Here is a 22,587-nt window from a genome sequence, read left to right as displayed (position 1 = left end):
GAAGCAATCTTTATCTATAACAGATTGCCGCGCTCCGCTCGCAATGACGGAACTGAAAACTGCGACTAAAAACTGAGAAACAAACATCAAACCATAAAAACCATGTACGGAAAAATTAAAGAGTATTTAGCCGAAGAGCTGGAAACGATAAAAGATAACGGACTTTATAAAAAAGAGCGTATTATAGCATCACCGCAAGGTGCCGAAATAACCCTAACCGATGGTAGCAAGGTGCTTAACTTCTGTGCCAACAATTATTTAGGTTTATCGTCGCACCCAGAGGTAGTGCAAGCTGCAAAAGATACGTTGGATACGCATGGTTTCGGAATGTCGTCCGTACGCTTCATCTGCGGTACGCAAGACATTCATAAACAACTCGAACAAAAAATTGCCGATTTTTACGGTACTGAAGACACGATACTTTATGCTGCTGCTTTTGATGCCAATGGTGGTGTGTTCGAACCCCTGTTAACTGCCGAGGACGCCATAATATCCGATAGCTTAAACCATGCCTCTATTATAGATGGTGTTCGTTTGTGTAAAGCAGCCCGTTACCGCTACCAAAATAGTAATATGGAGGAGTTGGAGCAACAACTTATAAAAGCGAACGAAGAAAACCGCCGTTTTAAAATAATAGTTACCGATGGTGTTTTTTCTATGGATGGGCTGGTAGCTCCGCTTGATAAAATATGCGATCTTGCCGATAAATACGATGCCTTAGTAATGGTAGATGAGTGCCATGCTACAGGTTTTATTGGCGAAACAGGTATAGGTACCCCCGAACTTAAAAGAGTAATGGGGCGTGTAGATATTATAACAGGTACACTAGGTAAAGCACTTGGTGGTGCTATGGGTGGTTATACTACGGCTAAAAAAGAAGTTATCGAAATACTGCGCCAACGCTCGCGCCCCTACCTATTCTCTAACTCGCTAGCTCCTGCTATAGTAGGTGCCTCTATAAAGGTATTTGAATTATTGGAGAAAGATACTTCACTTCGCGACAAGCTGGAATGGAACACCAATTACTTTAAAAAAGGAATGAAAGAAGCTGGTTTTGATATCATCGATGGCGACTCGGCAATTGTACCTGTAATGCTATACGATGCCAAATTATCGCAAAAAATGGCAGACCAACTACTCGAAAAGGGTATTTATGTAATAGGGTTCTTTTACCCTGTTGTACCCAAAGATAAAGCACGTATTAGGGTACAACTTTCGGCAGCCCACACGCAGGAACACTTGGATAAGGCAATAGCCTCATTCACAGAAGTTGGCAAAGCATTAACGATAATTTAACTACGATTTAGCCCCTTACGTAAGATAATTTTTAATAAATCGTTTTGCTGTTCTATATTATCAAAGTAAATTTGCCTTTGATATAACCTATTTGTAACTAAAAGAAAAAAGTATGAAACATCTCAACAAACTATTTGTTGCTGCACTACTGGTATTAGGATTGAATACCTATGCGCAGGACGAAGACAACCCTTGGGCCATCTCCTTTGGTACCAATGCAGTAACTAACCGTTTTGGTGCTGCTTCAGAATTTAGCGACCAGTTTGGTGGTTATTTTAAAGTAAAAGAAAATTGGAATATTATCCCTTCAGTTTCTTATGCAACAATATCTAGAAACGTAGGCGGAAACTTTACAGTAGACCTTACAGGTTCTGTAAACCAAATAGAAAAAATAGTAACGCGCGTACCAGGTACAAACGATTACGAAGTTAGTAACCCAGGCGATCTTAACTATTATGGTATAGATGCTGGTATCCGTTACAGCTTTATGGATCTGTTCGGTACCAATTGGTTCGAGCCAAGCGTACACGGTGGTGGTGGTTACACATGGATAGACGATAAAGGAAATGGTACACTAAACGGAGGTTTAGGTGTAACATTTTGGTTGGCTAAAAACATGGGTCTATCATTCCGCTCAACATACAAGCACACGTTTGAAGACAGAGCAGAAGCAAGTGTACCAAGACACATACAACACTTTGCAGGGATTACCTTTAAATTTGGAGGAAAAGATACTGACAAAGATGGTATTTACGACAAAGACGATGCGTGTCCAGAAGTGGCAGGTTTAGAGTCATTACAAGGATGTCCTGATGCTGACCTTGATGGTATAGCAGATAAAGATGATAACTGTCCTAACGTAGCAGGTCCACTTGAATTCCAAGGATGCCCTGATACAGATGGTGATGGTATAATCGACAAAAATGATGACTGTCCAGAAGTTGCAGGTATTGCAAGTATGGGAGGTTGCCCTGATACAGATGGCGACGGTATAATGGATAAGAATGACGAATGCCCAGAAGTTTCAGGACCAAGTGCAAACAATGGTTGCCCATGGCCAGATAGCGATAACGATGGTGTATTTGACAAAGATGACCTTTGCCCAGACGTTGCAGGTACTAAAGCAAACCGTGGTTGCCCAGAAGTATCAGAAGATGTGATGAAGAAACTTAACGACTATGCAAGAACAATCTTGTTTAATAGTGGTAAATCATCTTTCAAAGACGAAACACTTCCAGTACTTAAAAATATGCAAAAAATATTTGAAGAGTACCCACAAGCTAGATTTAGTATTGAAGGACATACTGATAGCGATGGTAGCAACGAGCTTAACCAAACATTATCTGAAAACAGAGCTGCTGCAGTAGTTAACTTCCTTGTAGAGAACGGAATTAGAAGAGACCGTTTAATGTCTACAGGATTTGGAGAAACAATGCCAATTGCTTCTAACAAAACCAAAGCAGGTAAAGCACAAAACAGAAGAGTAGAAGTTAAACTTATCAAATAAGTTAAACCCACTCAAATAAATAAAGAAATGCCTCCACATTGTGGAGGCGTTTTTTGTTATGTTCATGATTGCGTAAGGTAAATGATAAGAAATAAAAGTGAGGAAATAAGAATATAATAAATAAAAGGTATGTAATAATGTAGCATATACAAATAAAGTTGTTATTCATAAAACTAATTTATAACTTTGTAATATGCTAGTTACTAGAGATGATATATTAACTCTAAAGAAATTATCAACTACAATAGATCTTATTGCAGTTGATACTATACCTATTGCATTTAAGAGCGACTTTCAATTATTTTTCTTTGGTAAGACCTTTATAAAAGAGAATAATATTTTGTTTGCATATCCACATGATATAAAAAAGTGGTCTCTTTTTATGTTTAATAAGTATAATAGATAAGGTATTATGTTGCCTGACTACTTATTGAACTTTAATGCAACTCTTCTTCAATTTCAACAGAAGTATCCTAAAAATACATGGCCTGAAGATTTTAGAAATTCCTTAGTTAATGATTATTCTTTTTATTCTGCTAGGCTTGAAGATTGTAAGCTTCAATATGGGGATACAATACGTTTTTTAAATAATGAAACCGTAAGAGGTATTAATTTTACTTCACTATTAGGAATCTCAGAGCATCAAAAAGTACTGCAAAATCTTCTTGAAAACTTACAAAATTTCCAGCTTACAGAGCTAACTATAAAAAATATTCATGCTAATTTAATGGAATCTCCACTTGCTTGGGAAACTGATTTTAGACCTGAACTAGTAGGTAATTATCGAAATGTACCAACTGTGGGTTCTCGTGAACCTTTTTTTGATAATAAAGAATATGCTCCTCATTATAATTTGGAAATTATTATGGGCACTAATATTGATATGTTTAATGATAGATTTGATGATATTGATAATTCAATTTACGAGAAACATCTACTTACTAAAATAGCATATTTTCACAATAAATTTTTAAACGATATACACCCTTTTGCAGATGGTAATGGAAGAGTGTGTCGGATAATTATAGGAGCTATTTTGATGCAAAATAATTGCCCTCCAATTTTTCCCGAAATTAAAGAACAGGAGCAACAAATAGAGTATGTTTCTACTATTGTTGAATGCGAACAGAGTGAGAATGACGAGTCTCTAATTAAATATTTGGCTATAGGTATGACTAAATACCTTCTGTCAAGAATAAAGGAATAATATAAAAAGAAAACTTTTTATTTTTATACCATGGCAAACCCAACGTTTCTCGACCAACTAAGTGCAACACTACTACAACACTACGGTAATAACCTTAACGATGTTACCATAATACTGCCCAACAAACGGGCACGAATATTTTTAATAGAGGCATTAAAAAGACATTTGGATGCTACAGTATTTGCTCCAGAAATTATAAGTATAGAAGATTTTATACAAGAGGTAGCAGGGATACGCAGTATTGACACCATAGAGTTACTATTTGAGTTTTACACCATATACACCGAGCTAACACCCAAAGAAAAGCAACAACCTTTTGAAACCTTTGCCAACTGGGCAAAAACATTACTACAAGATTTTAACGAGATAGACCGCTACTTGCTACCGCCAGAGCACGTATTCTCGTACCTAAAAGATATTGAGGACATCAAGCACTGGTCGCTCGATTTGGATAGCCAAACCGATATGATTAAAAACTATTTGGAGTTTTGGGCACTACTCCCCAAATACTACACTACGTTATACAATCATTTAAAAGAAAAGGGTACAGGCCACCAAGGGTTAATTTATAAAGAAGCCGTAGCCAACATCAATCATTTTTCGGAAGCATTCCAAAAAAAGCAGCTCATTTTTGCAGGCTTTAATGCCCTAAATGCTGCCGAAGAAAAAATAATACAACACCTTATGGCATCGGGGCAAGGGAGTGTGTATTGGGATATCGACCGTACATTTTTAAACGACCCCTACCACGATGCAGGCTTGTTTATTCGTAAATTTAAACGAAACTGGAAGCAGTTTAATACCCACGCCTTTAATTGGGTAAGCGATGCTTTTAGCGAACCTAAAAACATACAAATAATAGGCACACCCAAAACTGTTGGACAAGCCAAAATAGCAGGCGAAATTGTAGAGCGCATACAGCAAAGTGGGCAAAGCCTCGATAAAACAGCCCTAGTACTGGGCGAAGAGAATATGCTCGTGCCTATGCTGTACAGTTTGCCCAATACCGTAGGCGCACTCAATATTACTATGGGGTACAGCAGCCGTAACAACCCTGCACAAATATTGGTGCAAAAACTGTTTAAAATGCATACCAATGCCCTAAACCGCAGCCAAACTAGTTATACGTTATACTACCGCGAGGTGCTGGATGTGCTGAATCATCCACTAGTAGCGCCCTACTTAGGTGCATCCAAACTGGTAGATACCATTAACAAAAACAACATTACATTTTTCTCGCTCAATAAATTGTTTGAGATACAAGGCGGACATTCCAAACTTTTCGAATTGCTCTTTAACCGTTGGGATGTTAATACGGGGAATGTACTCCAACGACTTTCTGATACTTTAGTACTCTTAAAGTCATTTTTAGGGAATGATAACGAGCAGGATAAAATAGCCAAAGCATTTTTATACTCCATCTTTAAAGTTATCAATAAGCTCATTAATTACTACGAGCAGCATCCGCAAATGAGCAACCTAGCCATACTACAATCGGTATACAAACAAGTGGTCGATTTGGCTGAAGTTTCGTTTGAGGGCGAACCCTTATCAGGTTTGCAATTAATGGGAGTGTTAGAGAGTAGGGTACTCGATTTTGATAATGTAATTATTACCTCGATGAACGAGGGGAAATTCCCTGCAGGGAAAACCCAAAACTCCTTTATACCTTACGATGTAAAACGCGAATTGAACCTGCCGACCTACAAAGAGAAAGATGCCATATACAGCTACCACTTTTACCACTTGCTTATGCGGGCTAAAAACATTTACCTGCTGTACAATACCGAAAGCGAGGGCTTGGATGCAGGCGAACGTAGCCGCTTTTTAACCCAACTGGAAATCGAAAAGAAACCCAACCACAACCTAACAAGTGTTATTTATAATGCCAACCTGCCTAAAAAAGCATACGAGCCTATGGTAGTACCCAAATCGGGTGCGGTGCAGCAACGGCTTAAAGAAATTGCTACAGGCAAAGGCTTTTCGCCATCGGCACTAACAGGCTACATTCGTAACCCCATGCAGTTTTACTACCAGCGTGTACTTCGTATTTACGAGGCAGACGAGGTGGAGGAAAGTATTGCACTCAATACACTAGGTACTATTATCCATGGTGCGTTGGAGGAGCTTTACAAGCCTTACATTGGTGTGTTTTTGACTTTAGAACATATAGCTGCAATGACTACTATTACTAATGAGGTTGTAATGCAGCAGTTTGTAGCCGAGTACAAAGAGGGCGAGATTAAAAAAGGGCGTAATCTTTTGGCTTTTGAGGTAGCAAAGCGTAATGTGCACAATCTGCTAAAGCAAGAAAAACAAGCCTTACAAGCTGATGATACTGTAAAAGTAATAGCATTAGAAGAAACCTATGAACGTTGGTTAGAGGACGACAGATTGCCTTATGCCGTAAAAATAGCGGGAAATATTGACCGTATTGAGCAACGCAATAACAAAATTAGAATTATTGACTACAAAACGGGCAAAGTAGATAAATATAACCTAGTACTAAAAACATGGGAGGGGCTAACTACCGAAGTTAAAAACGAGAAAATCATACAGCTACTCACTTACGTGTTTATGTACCAACCCCATGCCAGCGGTATGGCTATAGAAGCAGGTATTATATCGTTTAAAAATATGAAAAGTGGTTTTATGCCTTTTAGCTTTAAAGAAGGGAGTACCACAATGGATGAGGTAGATGATAATTTACTCGAAGCCTATAAAACACAACTTATAGTATTAATTAACCAAATACTTAACGCCGAAGTACCTTTTGAGGAGGTTATTACTACTTAGTCTTAGCTTTTAATATAAATAAAACTATTTTAAACATGTAAACCTACAAGGTTACAAAACCTTGCAGGGAGGTACAACGAAACAATCTAATTGTAAACTCGAACAGATTGCTACGCTTCGCTTGCAATAGCCTAGCACTTTTTTATAAATCTGAGTAAGCGTTTTAGCAGGTCGTCGTAATTTTCTATATGGCTCATGTGTCCTTCGGGGTAAGTAACTAACTCTACGTTGGTATCGTGTATTTGGTCGGCATGCTCACTATAAGGCAACGTTTGGTCTTGTTCGCCTAGTACCAACATAATTGGGTAAGGAGCAAAATGTAGTATTACCTCTTGGTCTTTACGTATTTTCATGCCCTCCAATGCTGCTACAATCCCCTGTACTGGTGTTTTTAGTGCTTTGGTACGTAAGGCTTCAATTTCATTACTTAGTCGCTTACGGTTTTGCTCGCTAAATAGGTTACCAATAGCAAGGCGTACAAAACTCGTATGGTCTTTTTTAACCGCTTTTATAGCACGGTCACGGTGTAGTTTACGCGCCGCACTATCGGGGCGTGCGGTAGAGTTTTGCAATACAATTCCCTTTATTATATCGGGGTACAATTCGGCAAATGTTAGGGCTACGTACCCACCCATAGAGTGCCCTACCAGTATTACTTTTCGGATGCGCAACTCGTGCAGTACCGCGTGTACGGCATCTGCCATATCCTCCATCGTGTGGATGTACCCAATGCAACCTGTTTGCCCATGCCCTAAGTGGTCTATAGCAATTACACGGTTTCGCTTGCTTATTTCGGGTACAAAGGCATTCCACATGCTTAGGTTTTCTAAAAAACCATGTAGTAATACTACGGCTGCGCCTTTGCCTTTATCGGTATAATGAATAGTACTATTTTTATAAGCGAGTTGCACGTTTTGGCTTTAAATATTGTGTTGGGCAAAAGTATTACTTCTTGGTAATGCGTGCAATGCGGTTGTATTAAATAATTTATATTTGAGGTAGTAAACAACTAAAAAATGAATAGACTGGTTATTATTGGCAATGGTTTCGATTTAGCACACGGGTTACCAACAGGATATAATGATTTTATGAATAATTTATGGGGTAAAATAGCGAAAACCCCTAATTCATATAAAGACCTCGTTTTTATAAATGAATCATACGATTTATCTTTAAAATATACAGAAGTCAAAAGCTATAAAGATTTTAAAAATAAATTAGATGACTATATCCAACATAGTAAAATTAATAACTTATACAAGGTTATTGAGTGGGGGAATAAGTCTGTAGGCGTAAATAATATTATTAGGGTAAATACTCATAATAGAGAACATAATGTTTTATTCCAATTCAATAATTCGTTTTTCGAGGCTGTAAACTCAAAAAATTACATTCAAAACTGGGTTGATATAGAAAATGAATATTATACACTTCTAAAAGACTGCCTTAAAGAGAAAGATAATAAGAAGGTAAAAAAGCTGAACGAGGAGTTTGAACAGGTAAAAAATCTTTTAGAAGAGTACTTAACTACAGAGGTAGAGAGTAAATATGAATTATCAGCAAATTCTAAAATTAGAGAAATATTTTATAGGGTTAATTATGAAACAACTGATGAAGTTAATAATTTTTATAGAGAGTTACAGAATGAATACATTAAGAAATTAAAGAATAATTTCTTTGAAGAGCTGTCAAAAGATGATTCTCAAAAAGTTTTAATAAGGGAGATTAAATATTTGAACTTTAATTATACTTCGATAATTGAAAATTTTATAATAAGTTATAATGACTCTACATATAGCCATAATCAAGTTCATGGTAAATTAAATGATAAAGAGAATCCAATTAATTTTGGCTTTGGTGATGAAATGGATGATGATTATAAAACCATAGAAAAAAAGGATGACAACGAGTATTTAAAAAACATTAAGTCTTTTGCTTACTTAAATACACCGAATTATAAGAACCTTATTGATTTTTTGGAATCAGATAAATTCCAAGTCTATATCATGGGGCATTCCTGCGGTTTGTCGGATAGGATTTTGCTTAATAAAGTATTTGAGCATAAAAACTGCATTTCGATAAAGATATATTATCATCAAAACGAAAAAGGAGATAATTATACTGATATAGCCCAAAATGTATCGCGCCACTTTAATAAAAAAGAAATGATGCGCGAGCGCATTGTAAACAAAACGTATTGTGAGCCTTTACCGCAAACCAAGCTGCCGCTTAAATAGATGCTTCGTTACTCGGCATGACAAATAAAAAATGCTTACCCATTAGGGTAAGCATTTTTTTAGTGCTGAATTAATACCTACAAGGTACTTAAGACCTTGTAGGAATGTGAAATAGCAGCTTTATACTGAACCTGTAAGGTTTTTGAAACCTTGTAGGTGTAATAATAGATTGTTTTTATTTAAGATTGCTTCGTCATACTTCCTCGCAATGACTAAAAGCCAGTTACGGGTTCATCAACGCTTCAATCTCATCGGCTTCGATAGGGATGTTACGCATAAGGTTGAATGGCTCGCCATTTTCTTGTATCACAACATCGTCCTCCAAACGAATGCCAAAGCCCTCGTTAGGGATGTATATACCTGGCTCTACTGTAAATACCATATTGGCTTCCATAGGTTGGTGTAGCAGTCCGTAGTCGTGCGTATCCAGCCCCATGTGGTGCGATGTACCGTGCATAAAGTATTTTTTATACGCAGGCCAGTCGGGCTTTTCGTTTTGTACATCGGCTTTGTCCAATAGTCCAAGCCCAAGTAATTCCGATGTCATTAATTTACCCACTTCTACATGGTATTGTTTCCAGAGTGTACCTGGTACAAGCATTTTTGTAGCTTCGTTTTTAACGCGGAGTACCGCATTGTACACCTCTTTTTGTCTTTTAGTGAATTTGCCCGATACGGGTATGCTACGGCTCATATCGCTGGAGTAATTGGCATACTCGGCACCCACATCAAACAAAATGAGGTCGCCGTCGTTACATTGCTGGTTGTTCTCAATATAGTGCAGTACGTTAGCGTTGTTACCTGATGCTATAATGGGCGTATAGGCAAACCCTTTGGAGCGGTTACGAATGAACTCGTGTATAAATTCGGCTTCAATTTCGTACTCCATAACTCCAGGTTTGGTAAACGATAGTACGCGGCGGAATCCTTTTTCGGTAATATCGCACGCCTTTTGTATTAAATCCAGCTCCTCACTTTCTTTTATGCTACGAATGCGTTGTAGTATTGGGTTGCTTTTGGCTACTTGGTGTGCAGGGTATTTTTCCTTCCACCATTTTACAAAGCGGGCTTCGCGTGTTTCGGTTACTACCGATGCACGATAATGCTCGTTAGTGTTTATATACATTGTATCGCTGTACGTCATCAATTCAGCAAGTACCTTTTCAAAATCCTGTAACCAGTGTACGGTTTTAATTCCCGATACCTCTAGTGCGCGTTCTTTGGTTAACTTTTCGCCCTCCCAAACAGCAATATGCTCGTTGGTTTCTTTTAAAAATAATATTTCGCGTTGGTGCTCGTACGGTGCATCTGGAAATAGTAGTAATATGCTTTCCTCTTGGTCTACGCCACTTAGGTAAAAAATATCGCGGTGTTGCTCAAAAGGCATGGTACTATCGGCACTAATAGGGTAAATATCGTTAGAGTTGAATACCGCTACGCTATTGGGCTTCATGGCAGCCATAAATTTTTTACGGTTTTTAATGAAGAGGTTGCGGTCTATTTGGTGGTATTTCATGATGTTGTTTTTAATTGTGTCTCAAAATTAGTGAGAATATTGCGAAGTTGTATTATTTTCGCCAATAATAACTCCTGATACGCTACTAATGAAATTATACCACCTACTCCTTGCATTTCTAATGGTTAGTGTACTGCACGCGCAGGACAAACAACCGTACCAACTTTATAATAAAAAAGGGAAAAAAGTAACCTATAAAAAGCTGCTTAAAGCCACTACTAAAAGTGATATTGTATTGTTTGGCGAGTATCATGATAATGCTTTGATGCACTGGCTGGAGCTAGAGCTTACTAAGGATATTGCCGAACAAAAACAGGTAGTACTAGGGGCTGAAATGATAGAGGCAGACAACCAAACACAACTGAACCAGTATTTAAAGGGGGAGCTAAACCAAAAGGCTTTTGATACTGTGGCACGCTTATGGCCTAACCATACAACCGATTATAAGCCCTTAGTAGATTTTGCTAAGGAAAAACAAGTTGCCTTTATAGCCACCAACATACCTAGGCGTTATGCCAAAATGGTTTTTAGAGGTGGTTTTGAAGTGTTGGATACCCTCCCAGAAAACGAAAAAGCATGGATAGCACCATTACCTATAGCGTACGATGCTACGTTACCAGGCTACGTAAAAATGCTAGAAATGATGGGCGGGCACGGAGGTGATAACCTACCAAAGGCACAAGCCATAAAAGATGCTACTATGGCACACTTTATTGCCCAAAACCTACAACCCAACACCGTTTTTATACACTACAATGGTACCTACCATAGCGATAACTACGAAGGCATTAACTGGTATTTAAACCGCGAAAAGCCCGATGCAAAAATTATTACCATTGCTGCCGTAACCCAAAAAGATATTGGCAAGCTGGAAGACGAACATTTGCTAAAAGCCGATTTCATCTTGGTAGTAGATGAAGATATGACAAAGACGTATTAGGGCAGTAATGCATGGAAGCACTTTTTAAAGAAATTGCAACACAATACAACGGTAACTATAGCGTAACTGAAAGTAGCTGGTATAATGGTCATGCTTATTTGCCGTTGTATTCGTACAGCCTTACTTTTTCTCATAAAGAATGGGATTTCAAAATAAGGCATGAATTTCGTTCATCGGAGTTTACGAAACCTAAAGCTGTTAATTTAGGTTCTTTTGCCGACAGACATTTGTTTGATATAAATGTATCAAAATCAAACACCGATTTTCCAAATTTTGAAATTGTAACCCCTAGTTTCTTCGCAAAATTAATAGGGTGGGGAAGGACAAGAAACTTCAAAGTTAAAAGTAGTAATACGAGTTTAATACGCTATTGTTCCAATAACCCTCAACTCGTAGCTGTTTGCGAATACGTTAATTTGGATGCCGAATTTAGCCCTCAATTTATTGGTGTTAATAAAAGCAGAAATTATAATCTTACAATTCGGTACGCTACGCAGCAAAAGCGTGTTGATTTGCTAAAGAACTTGCTAGATTTTCTTACTCAAATCCCGAGCATTAAAATCTAAGAAATCTACTACTTTATACTGATTATAAATTAGCCCGAAAAGGTTGTAGCTGTTTGGTTTTAGCCCTATTTTTGTATACATTTTTTTACCAAAACTTATATTTTAATTAAATACTATGGCAAAATCTGCACTATTAAAGTCCTCGCTTGGCAAAAAGTACTGGATGGCTTTAACAGGTTTATTTCTGTGTCTGTTTCTTGTAGGACACTTATTGGGTAACCTTCAGTTGTTATCAGGCGGCAAAGACGCGGCTTTAAACTTTAATAAGTATGCTTTGTTCATGACGAGTAATCCTGCGGTAAAACTACTATCGTACCTTACCTACTTTTCAATCCTGTTTCATGCTGTAGATGGTATTTTGCTCGCAGTTAAAAACAAAAAGGCACGACCTATACAATACGCTAAAGAAAACCCACAGGCAAATACCATTTGGGCTTCCAGAAACATGGCAGTATTAGGTACTTTAATTTTAGTGTTTATCGTTACGCACATGGTAAACTTTTGGTCTAAAATGCATTTTGACGAAAATATGCCACTACAAACAATAACAATAGAAAACGGAGGCGCATCGAACGAGTTTTACGTTACTACCGATGGTAGCTACCTTCCAGTATCGCAGTTTGAGCAAGGTATTTTAGAAATTAAAAACAGAACTGATTTTTACGATGCTACAGCAGGTGTAAAAATGAAAGAAGGATACAAAGACCTTTATAAAATTACAGTAGCATTCTTTAAAAACCCCGATTACGGTTTAATAGCCTCTATACTATATACATTGGCTATGGTAGTGTTAGGGTTCCACTTGTATCATGGTTTTGGCAGCGCATTCCAATCTATGGGAGCCAATAGCCCTAAGTACACACCATTTATTACAAACTTCGGAAAAGCATTTTCAATACTAGTACCACTACTATTTGCTATTATTCCGTTATACATTCATTTCATACTCTAAAAGTATATTCATATGGCTTTAGATTCTAAAACACCAAACGGTTCCGTTGCAGATAAGTGGACCAATCATAAAAATAAAATTAACCTAGTAAACCCAGCCAACAAACGTAACATAGATGTTATTGTTGTAGGTACAGGGCTTGCAGGAGGTTCGGCTGCGGCAACCCTTGCCGAGTTGGGCTATAACGTAAAAGCATTTTGCTTTCAGGATTCACCCCGTCGTGCACACTCCATTGCAGCACAGGGTGGTATAAACGCAGCAAAAAACTACCAAGGTGATGGTGACTCTAGTTACCGTTTGTTTTACGATACCGTTAAGGGGGGCGACTACCGTGCGCGCGAAGCAAACGTATATCGCCTTGCAGAACTTTCGGCTAATATTATCGACCAATGTGTGGCGCAAGGTGTACCATTGGCACGAGAGTATGGCGGATTGTTAGATAACCGTTCGTTTGGTGGGGTACTTGTTTCGCGTACCTTTTATGCCAAAGGGCAAACAGGGCAACAATTACTACTTGGTGCCTACTCTGCCATGAACCGCCAAATAGGTCGTGGTAAAATAAAAATGTACAACCGCCACGAAATGCTCGACCTTGTTAAGGTAGATGGTAAAGCAAGAGGTATTATAGCAAGAGACCTTGTTACAGGAGCTATCGAGAGGCACTCGGCACACGCCGTAGTAATAGCATCAGGCGGGTACGGTAACGTATTCTTCTTATCTACCAATGCAATGGGTAGTAATGCTACCGCAGCTTGGAAAGTACACAAAAAAGGAGCGTACTTTGCTAACCCATGCTACACACAAATACACCCAACCTGTATACCCGTATCGGGCGACCACCAGTCCAAACTAACGCTAATGTCAGAATCATTGCGTAACGACGGTCGTATATGGGTACCTAAAAATATTGAAGATGCCCAAGCCATTCGCGAAGGCAGGCTTAAACCAACACAGCTTAAAGAGGAAGATAGAGATTACTACCTTGAGAGAAGATACCCATCGTTTGGTAACCTTGTACCACGTGATGTAGCATCGCGTGCCGCTAAAGAGCGTTGTGATGCTGGTTACGGTGTAAACAAAACAGGCGAGGCGGTTTACCTAGACTTTGCTTCGGCAATAATGCGTTACGGTAAAGAGCAAGCCAATATAAAAGGGCTTAATGCAGACGACGATGCACTTGTTAAAAAACTAGGTACAGAGGTTATTGCCAACAAATACGGTAACCTGTTCCAGATGTACGAGAAAATTGTTGACGAAAACCCATACGAAACACCCATGATGATTTACCCAGCAGTACACTATACTATGGGAGGTGTTTGGGTAGATTATAACCTAATGACTACCGTTGAGGGTTGCTACGCTATTGGCGAAGCTAACTTCTCCGATCACGGAGCCAACAGGCTAGGTGCTTCTGCATTAATGCAAGGACTTGCCGATGGTTACTTTGTATTGCCCTATACTATTGGCGATTACTTAGCACAAGATATTCGTACAGGCAAAATCTCTACTGATTTACCAGAATTTGAGGAGGCAGAGAAAAACGTACGTACACAACTAGAACGTTTTATAAATAACAACGGTACACACTCTGTAGACTATTTCCACAAACGTTTAGGTAAAATTATGTGGAATAAAGTAGGTATGGCACGTAACGCCCAAGGGCTTAACGAAGCTATTGAAGAAATTGCAGCCTTACGCGAAGAGTTTTACAACGATGTAAAAGTACCGGGAACGATGGACGGATTTAACCAAGAGCTAGAGAAAGCAATGCGTGTTGCCGACTTTTTAGAGCTTGGAGAGCTATTTGCTAAAGATGCACTGCACCGAAATGAATCGTGTGGCGGACACTTTAGAGAAGAGTACCAAACGGAAGAAGGAGAAGCACAACGTGATGACGAAAACTTTGCCTATGTAGCCGCTTGGGAATATAAAGGAAAACCCAGCGACGCAGTACTACACAAAGAAGAACTTGAGTTTAACGATGTAAAACTAGTACAGCGAAGTTATAAATAAGATTTTAGTGTTGAGCTTTTAGATACGAGTCTCAATACTCACTACTAAATACAATAAAGATGAATCTTACATTAAAAATATGGCGTCAGAAAAACGCTCAGGATAAAGGAAAAATGGTTGATTACCAAATCAGCGATGTTTCAGGCGATATGTCGTTCTTAGAAATGCTCGACGTATTAAATGAAGATTTAAATAATAAAGGTGAAGAGCCTGTAGCTTTCGATCACGATTGTCGCGAAGGTATTTGCGGGATGTGTTCGTTATTCATCAATGGCGAAGCACATGGTCCTGATAGGGGTGTAACGACCTGTCAGCTCCACATGCGAAAATTTAAAGATGGCGATACCATATACATAGAGCCTTTCCGTGCCAAAGCATTCCCTGTAATTAAAGACCTTGTGGTTGACAGAACTGCTTTTGACAGAATACAGCATGCAGGTGGTTTTATATCGGTAAACACGTCGGGTAATACACAAGATGCCAATGCAATTCCTATTGAGAAAGACAATGCAGATAAAGCCTTTGATGCTGCTACCTGTATTGGTTGCGGTGCCTGTGTAGCAAGTTGTAAAAACGCATCGGCAATGCTATTTGTTTCGGCAAAAGTATCGCAGTTTGCACTACTACCCCAAGGGCAAGTAGAAGCTACCGATCGTGTACTTAATATGGTATCTAAAATGGACGAAGAAGGCTTTGGTGCCTGTACTAACACAGGTGCTTGCGAGGTAGAGTGCCCTAAAGGAATCTCGTTAGAGAACATTGCCCGTATGAACAGAGAGTATTTAGTGGCAAGCCTTAAATAAGAAACTTATATTTCTAAATATATTTGAAAAGCGTATCTCATTGAGGTACGCTTTTTTATTATATCTTGGTATGTTTATAGAAAAGTACTTTAATTATTATGTCAGTTTTTAATTAGGTGCAACGCTTAAAAATTAGATGAAATTTAAAATATAACATTTGATATGCATTTAGATATACTTATTGATGCTTCGGGAAGTATGGGTATTATGAAAGGAACTGAATTTGAGAATAAATACCTTATAGATGAACAACATACTCGCACTGACTTAGTGAAGAAAATTCTTATAAGTTCTTTATTGCCAAAATTAGATTTTGTCGATACAATTTCTATTGAAACTTTTTTAAATAGGAAGAAACTTGATTCAGAAGGCAATCCGATAATAAAAAATAAAAGATATGTTGAATATCCTGATTTAACAACTCAATATTCCTATACATACGACAAATTTAAACTACTTAATTCTATAAAAAAAATCGATAATCCTGAGCCTGGCGGCACTCCTCTTAGAAGGTCACTATTATATAAAATAAATCATTCTGCTTCCTTAAATCATCATATAGTTATATTTAGTGATGGTGAAGGTTATTGGGAAGGCAAGATTGATAAAAATTGGCACATTGTTATAAGTAACTTATTGAAAAAGCTTAAGAAAAATATAGTAATTCATTTTGTAGGCATTTCTCAAACTGAAGATATACAAAAGCAATGTGAAAATATTTGTTCAGAAACCAAAGGAACTTATACAAATTTAATTTCAATGAATTACGAGGTTTCTCAACTAAATAGCTTATTATTCAATTTAAAATCAAATATTACTTCAGATGCTTTGAAATTAAACATTTCATCATTTGCAAAAAATTCCAATATAGATACAGTTATCCAAGAAGCATCTAATAATGATAAAAATCCCAATAATAAACTTAATGCTGAAAGTAATTTAAATTTACAGGTTTTACGAAATACTAAATCATTAGAATTAATAACAAATCAGTTAGATAATATTGTCAATTTGTTAAATTCTAAAACAGAGGTTTTACATAATATTACAATTGATGAAAACACAGAACTAAACAATAAAATTGGGCGATTAGCAGAGGAATTTTTGTATAAAGAACTTTCAAAAAGCAATTGGAAAGTTAATTGGCTCAATAAAGATCAGGAGCAGTTTATGCCTTATGATTTTGAGATAAGCGATGGTAATAGTACATATTATTATGAATGTAAAGGAACAATAAATAATATGAGTGAATTTTTCCTTACAAATAAGGAATGGTTGTTTTACTTAGAAAATAAGGGGAAATACCGATTATGTTTTGTTAATAATGTGATTTCTAATCCTACTTATGTACGTTTTATGGATTTATTGGAAGACATGAAAGATGGAAAGTTAATTCCTTACACTCATAGAAATATAAAATTAAAAGCAGATAGAATAATATTTACTTCGAAGCTCTTATGATGCTATACTTAATAGATATTCCATTTTTATAGTTGGTTTTATCTAAATTTATAAAATAAATTACATTAACAGACAGCATGAAAATTACTTTAATCCAACAGCCTTTAGTATGGGAGAACCCCCAAGCCAATCGGGATAATCTTACGGAAAAAATTAATATTATTGCGGCTACTGATGTAATAGTACTCCCCGAAATGTTTGCCACAGGATTTACTATGCAACCCGAAAAGGTAGCAGAAGCTACCACCGGAACATCGGTGCAATGGATGCAGGAAATAGCAATACAAAAAAATTGTGCTGTAACAGGTAGCTTAGCCATTAAAGAGAATGGCAAGTATTATAACCGTTTGTTTTTTGTGTACCCAAACGGGGAATATAAAATCTACAATAAACGCCATTTATTTACCCTTGCGGGCGAAGAGGAACACTACACCGCAGGTATTGATAAGTTGGTTTTGGAATATAAAGGTTGGAAAATATGCCCGCTAATATGCTACGACCTTCGTTTTCCTGTTTTTGCACGCAATACCGAAGATTATGATTTACTACTGTACGTTGCCAATTGGCCTAAAATACGCATAGCTGCTTGGGATGCCCTGTTACGCGCCCGTGCTATAGAGAATATGTGCTACACCATAGGCGTTAACCGAGTGGGCGAAGATAACAATGGTTACCCACACAACGGGCACTCGCAGGTGGTAGCTGCTATGGGAAATTATGTTATGCCGCCTACAGAAAAAGAGGGTGTGTTTACTGTAACCCTTGATAAAGAATTACAAGATAAAGCCCGTGCAAAATTTGGCTTTTTAAACGATAGGGATAGTTTTACTCTGCAAGATTAAATACTTGGTTGACATCCCAGTTTGCCCGTACATCTATAGGTTTCGTAAAGTAAATAATTTGTTCGGGTTGTATTTTTTGGAGGTAGTTACCTGTGTCCCATTTGCCATTTTTGTTATCATCGTAAATAACGCGTAATAGGTATTGGGTGGGGAGTATACCATCAAAATTAATTTCGGTTTCGCCCTCCGAGTAGTATGCTGCCTGTACCTCCTCTTTAGCGTTGGTTATTTGCAACAGCAACGGGAAACGGTCGGCGTTAGTAAGTTTTACCCGTAGGTTACCATAATCGCTCAACAGCGTTGTTTTAAGCCTGTAGGTTAATGTATCATTCTCGGTGTCGTAAAAATCGCGTAACGCACCTGGTAGTAAGGTAAAGGTGTATTGCTGTTCTTCCTCCTTTTCAAAATCGAACTTCAACTCCTGTTTAAAATCATCGTAGGCATACGTAAAAGGTACGTTGGCAGAATCTTTTTGGATGAGGCTTATCTTGGTACTGTCTATAGCAGTTAGTGGCGTAGTGGTTTTTAAAGTGAATTTTTCTCGAAAATGGAGCGTTCCTGTTTGCAACGCGTTTACCGATAGTGAGTCGGCGGCTTTCATCTCCTTAAAGCGCATCGTAAAATCGTTAATCGAATCCCGATACGCCATATTTACCTTTAACGAGTCGGTAGTAATGTTACGGGGTAGCCACACCTGTACCGAATCTTTATCCTTTAAAACGGTAGTAATGGTTTTTATAGGCTCGTTAGTGGCAGCGTCGGCAACAGTAATTTTTATATCTTCTGCTTTGGGCGTTCCTGCAAAGCCTGCATACAACCTGTTGGACGATGCTTGTTTGGGTCTTTTCGCCTCAAAAGGTAGTTGCTCTTTAAAGAGTTCTAGCTCGTAAATAGTATCGTTAGGTACAGTAATGGTATACGGTAAAAAGCCTATTTTATCCGATTTAGGGTCGTAACGATAATTGTTATTTTCGTCCTTTAAGGCAAATAAATGATACTTACCTTTTTTTAGGTTTTGTAAGGAGAACACCACCATACTATCTAGCGTATTGGTAACGTAACGTGGTCGTTCGTTAAATACTGTAGAATCGTTATACGTTTCGTTATCCTCGTATAGCATAACGGTTACAAAATCGTCGGCTTTTTGGCTTTGTGCATCTTTAATTCTGCCGTCAAGGCGTAAAGAGTCGATATACGTACCTGTGGAGAATACAAAACGAAATTGCGAGTAGGGGTTACCTTCGTTATTATCGGTAATACTTTGCCCAAAATTAAAACTGTAGGTGGTATTGGGTTGTAGGGTATCGCGTATTTTTATCCTAATGTACTTGCTTGCGCTACCTGTTGGGGTAATAATAGGCGCGGTTTCCATAGGTGGCGATATAATGAGCTGTTTGTTAGCGTTTTTAATTTTAACGTACTCATCAAAATCAATACGAATTTCGTTACCCCTAAACTCGGTACTCATGTTACGGGGCGAGCTACGTACAATACTCGGCGGAATGGTATCTTTTGCACCTCCTGTTATAGAGCCACGTTTGGCGCAACTGGTACATACCGTTACTACCATGGTTATAAAAAATGCGTAAAGCAGTAAGCTGTTCTTCGGCATAGTGTATTCTTTAACAGCACAAAATAACAATTATATTTAGTGTAACAGAAATGTTTTTTAAAATTTAAATGTGGGTGTACGCTATAGTAACAATACTTAGGGTGCTGTTTGGTATTTTTAGGATGGCTTTTCCGCATGCCTCTAGGGTTGCACCCGTAGTCATAACGTCGTCTATTAGCAAAAAGTGTTTGCTTGTTGGTGTAGTTTCGTTGTACGCCACATCAAATGCACTGCCTATAATGCTGGCACGGTTTGCCAAGTTCTTTTTGGTTTGTGTTTTGGTATAGGTAGTACGTACTAAAGTAGTGGTATTGTAATTGGCGTTTAGCCCTTGTGCAATGGTTTTAGCAAAAGCATCAACTTGGTTGTAACCGCGTTCGCGAAGTTTTTTAGGGTGGAGTGGCACGGGTACAACATCGGTTACGGTTTGTAATACTGTTACTTGTTGTAAATAGGGTACATACCATTGCCCCATAAGGGTACCAATATCCTGTTGCCCTTTGTATTTTAGGCTGTGTATAAGCTGTTGTACAATGCCCCGTTTGTTAAAATACACCAATGCCGATGCATACTGCAAAGGCAACCTGCCATAAAACCGTTTAAAAATTTCGTTTTCGGCTATTTCGTGGTGTTGCGTATAGGGCATTTGGTGGCTGCATGTTGTGCAAATAATAGACTCGCCACCCGATAGGGTACTAGCACAGCCCGCACAGGTTTTTGGGAATAGTAACGCAGCAAGACTTTTTAGCATATAGCGTAATTAAATAGTGGGTTTTAAAGATATAAAAAATAGCGTTGTTTTTCCTGCAAGGGCTACAAGACCTTGTAGGTATTCATTACCTCGTAAATTCACATACTAACACCTACAAGGTTTTTAAAACCATGAAGGGATATAAAATGAAAGTTTTTTGAATTGTATGTAGCTCTTTAACGAAACTACAAGGGATTTATTGACTTGTAAGTTGCACTACAATCTTAGTAAGAAAATAGTATAACTCCTTTTCTATAAGGTTCTAGCACACCTTGTAGGTCTTTCTATATTCTATAGTTTGCACTAAACACCTACAAGGTTTTTAAAACCTTGCAGGATACACAAATTAAGTGCGTTTTTATGCTGCCTTAACTGCCCCGATTATAATCGCTTTTTATATTTTTGTGGCATGGCAAAACAAGACGATATTTTTAAGAATGTAATTTCGCACGCAAAAGAATATGGATACATTTTCCAGTCCAGCGAAATATATGATGGTTTAAGCGCAGTGTATGACTATGGGCAGAATGGTGCCGAGTTAAAAAAGAACATCCGCGATTATTGGTGGAAAGCAATGGTGCAAATGCACGAAAATATAGTGGGTATAGATGCCGCTATATTTATGCACCCTACCACATGGAAAGCATCGGGGCATACCGAGGCGTTTAACGACCCTTTAATTGATAATAAAGACAGTAAAAAACGATACAGAGCCGATGTATTGGTTGAGGATTATGCCGAAAAACTAAACATTAAAGCCCAAAAAGAAATAGAAAAAGCACAAAAACGCTTTGGCGAAGCCTTTAACGAGGAAGAGTTTGTAACGACCAACCCGCGCGTTGTAGGTTATTTGAGCAAAAAGAAAGAAATTTTAGAGCGTATGGCACGCTCGTTAGAAGCGGAAGACCTTACCGATGTTAAAGCCCTTATTGAGGAGCTTGGTATTGCCGACCCCGAAACGGGAAGCAAAAACTGGACAGAAGTACGCCAATTTAACCTAATGTTTGGTACAAAACTAGGCGCAGAGGCTGCCCATGCCATGGATTTATACCTACGCCCCGAAACGGCACAAGGTATATTTGTAAACTTTGCTAATGTGCAAAAAACGGGCAGGATGAAAATACCTTTTGGTATTGCCCAAACGGGTAAAGCCTTCCGTAACGAAATTGTGGCGCGCCAGTTTATTTTCCGTATGCGTGAATTTGAACAGATGGAAATGCAGTTTTTTGTACGCCCGGGCGATGAAATGAAGTGGTACGATTACTGGAAAGAAAACCGTTTAAAATGGCACATGTCGTTAGGCTTGGGCAAGGAGAACTACCGTTTTCACGACCACGAAAAACTAGCGCACTACGCCAATGCTGCTGCCGATATTGAATTTAACTTCCCATTCGGGTTTAAAGAGCTAGAGGGTATCCATTCCCGTACGGATTTCGACTTGAAAGCGCATGAAGAACACTCGGGTAAAAAACTACAGTTTTTTGATGCCGAACTCAATAAAAACTACGTGCCTTACGTAGTAGAAACCTCTATAGGATTGGACAGAATGTTCCTTGCTGTATTTGCTACTGCCTTGCAAGAGGAAACGTTAGAAGATGGCTCTACACGTACCGTATTGCGTTTGCCAGCTGTACTAGCCCCAACCAAAGCAGCCGTACTGCCATTGGTAAAAAAAGACGGTTTACCCGATGTAGCGCGTGAAATTATTGATGACCTTAAATGGGACTTTAATGTAGCCTACGATGAGAAAGATGCCGTAGGACGCCGCTACCGCAGGCAAGATGCCCTGGGTACCCCCTTTTGTATTACTGTAGATCATCAAACGTTGGAAGATAAAACCGTAACCATACGCCACCGCGATACGATGGCACAGGATAGGGTTGCCATAACCGAACTCCGTAACATTATTGATGACGAGGTTTCGGTACGCAACTGGTTAATGAAGATGTAGTAATTTACTTTTCGATATAAAAATGCCTCCATATTATGGAGGCATTTTTTGCGTAGTGATAATATGGATTACTAAGCCCAGTTACAACTACACTCGCAATGACACAATGCACGTCATTACGAGGAGGAACGACAAAG

17 protein-coding genes are annotated in these 22,587 nt (G+C 38.3%); 13 read left to right on the top strand and 4 right to left on the bottom strand.

Annotation, left to right across the window (positions count from 1 at the left end):
* Window positions 1–102 precede the first annotated feature (102 nt).
* The 4 genes from kbl to K1I41_RS02960 all read left to right on the top strand — a co-directional run bounded on the left by kbl (window position 103) and on the right by K1I41_RS02960 (window position 6,806).
* Window positions 103–1,296 (top strand): glycine C-acetyltransferase, encoded by a 1,194-nt coding sequence (gene kbl, locus K1I41_RS02975; protein WP_220641200.1) that lies wholly within the window; start codon window positions 103–105, stop codon window positions 1,294–1,296.
* 112 nt (window positions 1,297–1,408) lie between these two features.
* Window positions 1,409–2,803 carry an OmpA family protein gene (locus tag K1I41_RS02970; protein ID WP_220641199.1) on the top strand — a complete coding sequence of 465 codons (1,395 nt, stop codon included), beginning with the start codon at window positions 1,409–1,411 and terminating at the stop codon, window positions 2,801–2,803.
* 412 nt (window positions 2,804–3,215) lie between these two features.
* A complete protein-coding gene (locus tag K1I41_RS02965; RefSeq protein ID WP_220641198.1) occupies window positions 3,216–4,010 on the top strand; it encodes a Fic family protein in 795 nt (264 codons plus the stop codon).
* 30 nt (window positions 4,011–4,040) lie between these two features.
* A complete protein-coding gene (locus K1I41_RS02960) occupies window positions 4,041–6,806 on the top strand; it encodes a PD-(D/E)XK nuclease family protein (protein WP_220641197.1) in 2,766 nt (921 codons plus the stop codon).
* Between the two features lie 131 nt (window positions 6,807–6,937).
* Here the strand turns inward: K1I41_RS02960 and K1I41_RS02955 are convergent, their stop codons facing one another.
* A complete protein-coding gene (locus K1I41_RS02955; protein ID WP_220641196.1) occupies window positions 6,938–7,717 on the bottom strand; it encodes an alpha/beta fold hydrolase in 780 nt (259 codons plus the stop codon).
* Window positions 7,718–7,822: 105 nt separating this feature from the next.
* On the opposite strand from K1I41_RS02955, the gene K1I41_RS02950 reads away from it, so the two are divergent.
* Complete coding sequence (locus K1I41_RS02950) at window positions 7,823–9,043, top strand: AbiH family protein (protein WP_220641195.1); 1,221 nt, start codon at window positions 7,823–7,825, stop codon at window positions 9,041–9,043.
* A gap of 223 nt (window positions 9,044–9,266) precedes the next feature.
* Here the strand turns inward: K1I41_RS02950 and K1I41_RS02945 are convergent, their stop codons facing one another.
* Window positions 9,267–10,559 (bottom strand): aminopeptidase P family protein, encoded by a 1,293-nt coding sequence (locus K1I41_RS02945; protein ID WP_220641194.1) that lies wholly within the window; start codon window positions 10,557–10,559, stop codon window positions 9,267–9,269.
* An 88-nt stretch (window positions 10,560–10,647) separates the two neighbouring features.
* On the opposite strand from K1I41_RS02945, the gene K1I41_RS02940 reads away from it, so the two are divergent.
* The 7 genes from K1I41_RS02940 to K1I41_RS02910 all read left to right on the top strand — a co-directional run bounded on the left by K1I41_RS02940 (window position 10,648) and on the right by K1I41_RS02910 (window position 18,136).
* Window positions 10,648–11,499, top strand: a complete 852-nt coding sequence (locus K1I41_RS02940; RefSeq protein ID WP_220641193.1) for a ChaN family lipoprotein — start codon at window positions 10,648–10,650, stop codon at window positions 11,497–11,499.
* Between the two features lie 11 nt (window positions 11,500–11,510).
* Window positions 11,511–12,065: a hypothetical protein gene (locus K1I41_RS02935; RefSeq protein ID WP_220641192.1), complete on the top strand. Its 555-nt coding sequence runs from the start codon at window positions 11,511–11,513 to the stop codon at window positions 12,063–12,065.
* Between the two features lie 115 nt (window positions 12,066–12,180).
* On the top strand, window positions 12,181–13,017 hold the full coding sequence (locus tag K1I41_RS02930) for a succinate dehydrogenase cytochrome b subunit (protein WP_220641191.1): 837 nt from the start codon (window positions 12,181–12,183) through the stop codon (window positions 13,015–13,017).
* A gap of 12 nt (window positions 13,018–13,029) precedes the next feature.
* On the top strand, window positions 13,030–15,030 hold the full coding sequence (locus K1I41_RS02925; RefSeq protein ID WP_220641190.1) for a fumarate reductase/succinate dehydrogenase flavoprotein subunit: 2,001 nt from the start codon (window positions 13,030–13,032) through the stop codon (window positions 15,028–15,030).
* 59 nt (window positions 15,031–15,089) lie between these two features.
* Window positions 15,090–15,833 (top strand): succinate dehydrogenase/fumarate reductase iron-sulfur subunit, encoded by a 744-nt coding sequence (locus tag K1I41_RS02920; protein WP_220641189.1) that lies wholly within the window; start codon window positions 15,090–15,092, stop codon window positions 15,831–15,833.
* 162 nt (window positions 15,834–15,995) lie between these two features.
* Window positions 15,996–17,294, top strand: a complete 1,299-nt coding sequence (locus K1I41_RS02915; protein ID WP_220641188.1) for a protein NO VEIN domain-containing protein — start codon at window positions 15,996–15,998, stop codon at window positions 17,292–17,294.
* Between the two features lie 77 nt (window positions 17,295–17,371).
* On the top strand, window positions 17,372–18,136 hold the full coding sequence (locus K1I41_RS02910; protein WP_220641187.1) for an amidohydrolase: 765 nt from the start codon (window positions 17,372–17,374) through the stop codon (window positions 18,134–18,136).
* Here the strand turns inward: K1I41_RS02910 and K1I41_RS02905 are convergent.
* Entirely contained in the window at window positions 18,120–19,748 is a 1,629-nt protein-coding gene (locus K1I41_RS02905; protein WP_220641186.1) for an Ig-like domain-containing domain, read from the bottom strand. The two genes, K1I41_RS02910 and K1I41_RS02905, sit on opposite strands and share 17 nt — an antisense overlap.
* A gap of 64 nt (window positions 19,749–19,812) precedes the next feature.
* Window positions 19,813–20,499 carry a ComF family protein gene (locus K1I41_RS02900; RefSeq protein WP_220641185.1) on the bottom strand — a complete coding sequence of 229 codons (687 nt, stop codon included), beginning with the start codon at window positions 20,497–20,499 and terminating at the stop codon, window positions 19,813–19,815.
* A gap of 409 nt (window positions 20,500–20,908) precedes the next feature.
* On the opposite strand from K1I41_RS02900, the gene K1I41_RS02895 reads away from it, so the two are divergent.
* Window positions 20,909–22,450, top strand: coding sequence for a glycine--tRNA ligase (locus K1I41_RS02895; protein WP_220641184.1), 1,542 nt, complete (start codon window positions 20,909–20,911; stop codon window positions 22,448–22,450).
* The last annotated feature ends 137 nt before the right edge of the window (window positions 22,451–22,587 follow it).

Origin of the sequence: Flavobacterium litorale (assembly GCF_019613795.1) — a bacterium.
In the GTDB taxonomy this organism is placed as follows: domain Bacteria; phylum Bacteroidota; class Bacteroidia; order Flavobacteriales; family Flavobacteriaceae; genus Flavobacterium; species Flavobacterium litorale.
This window is presented reverse-complemented; position numbering and strand designations above follow the sequence as displayed.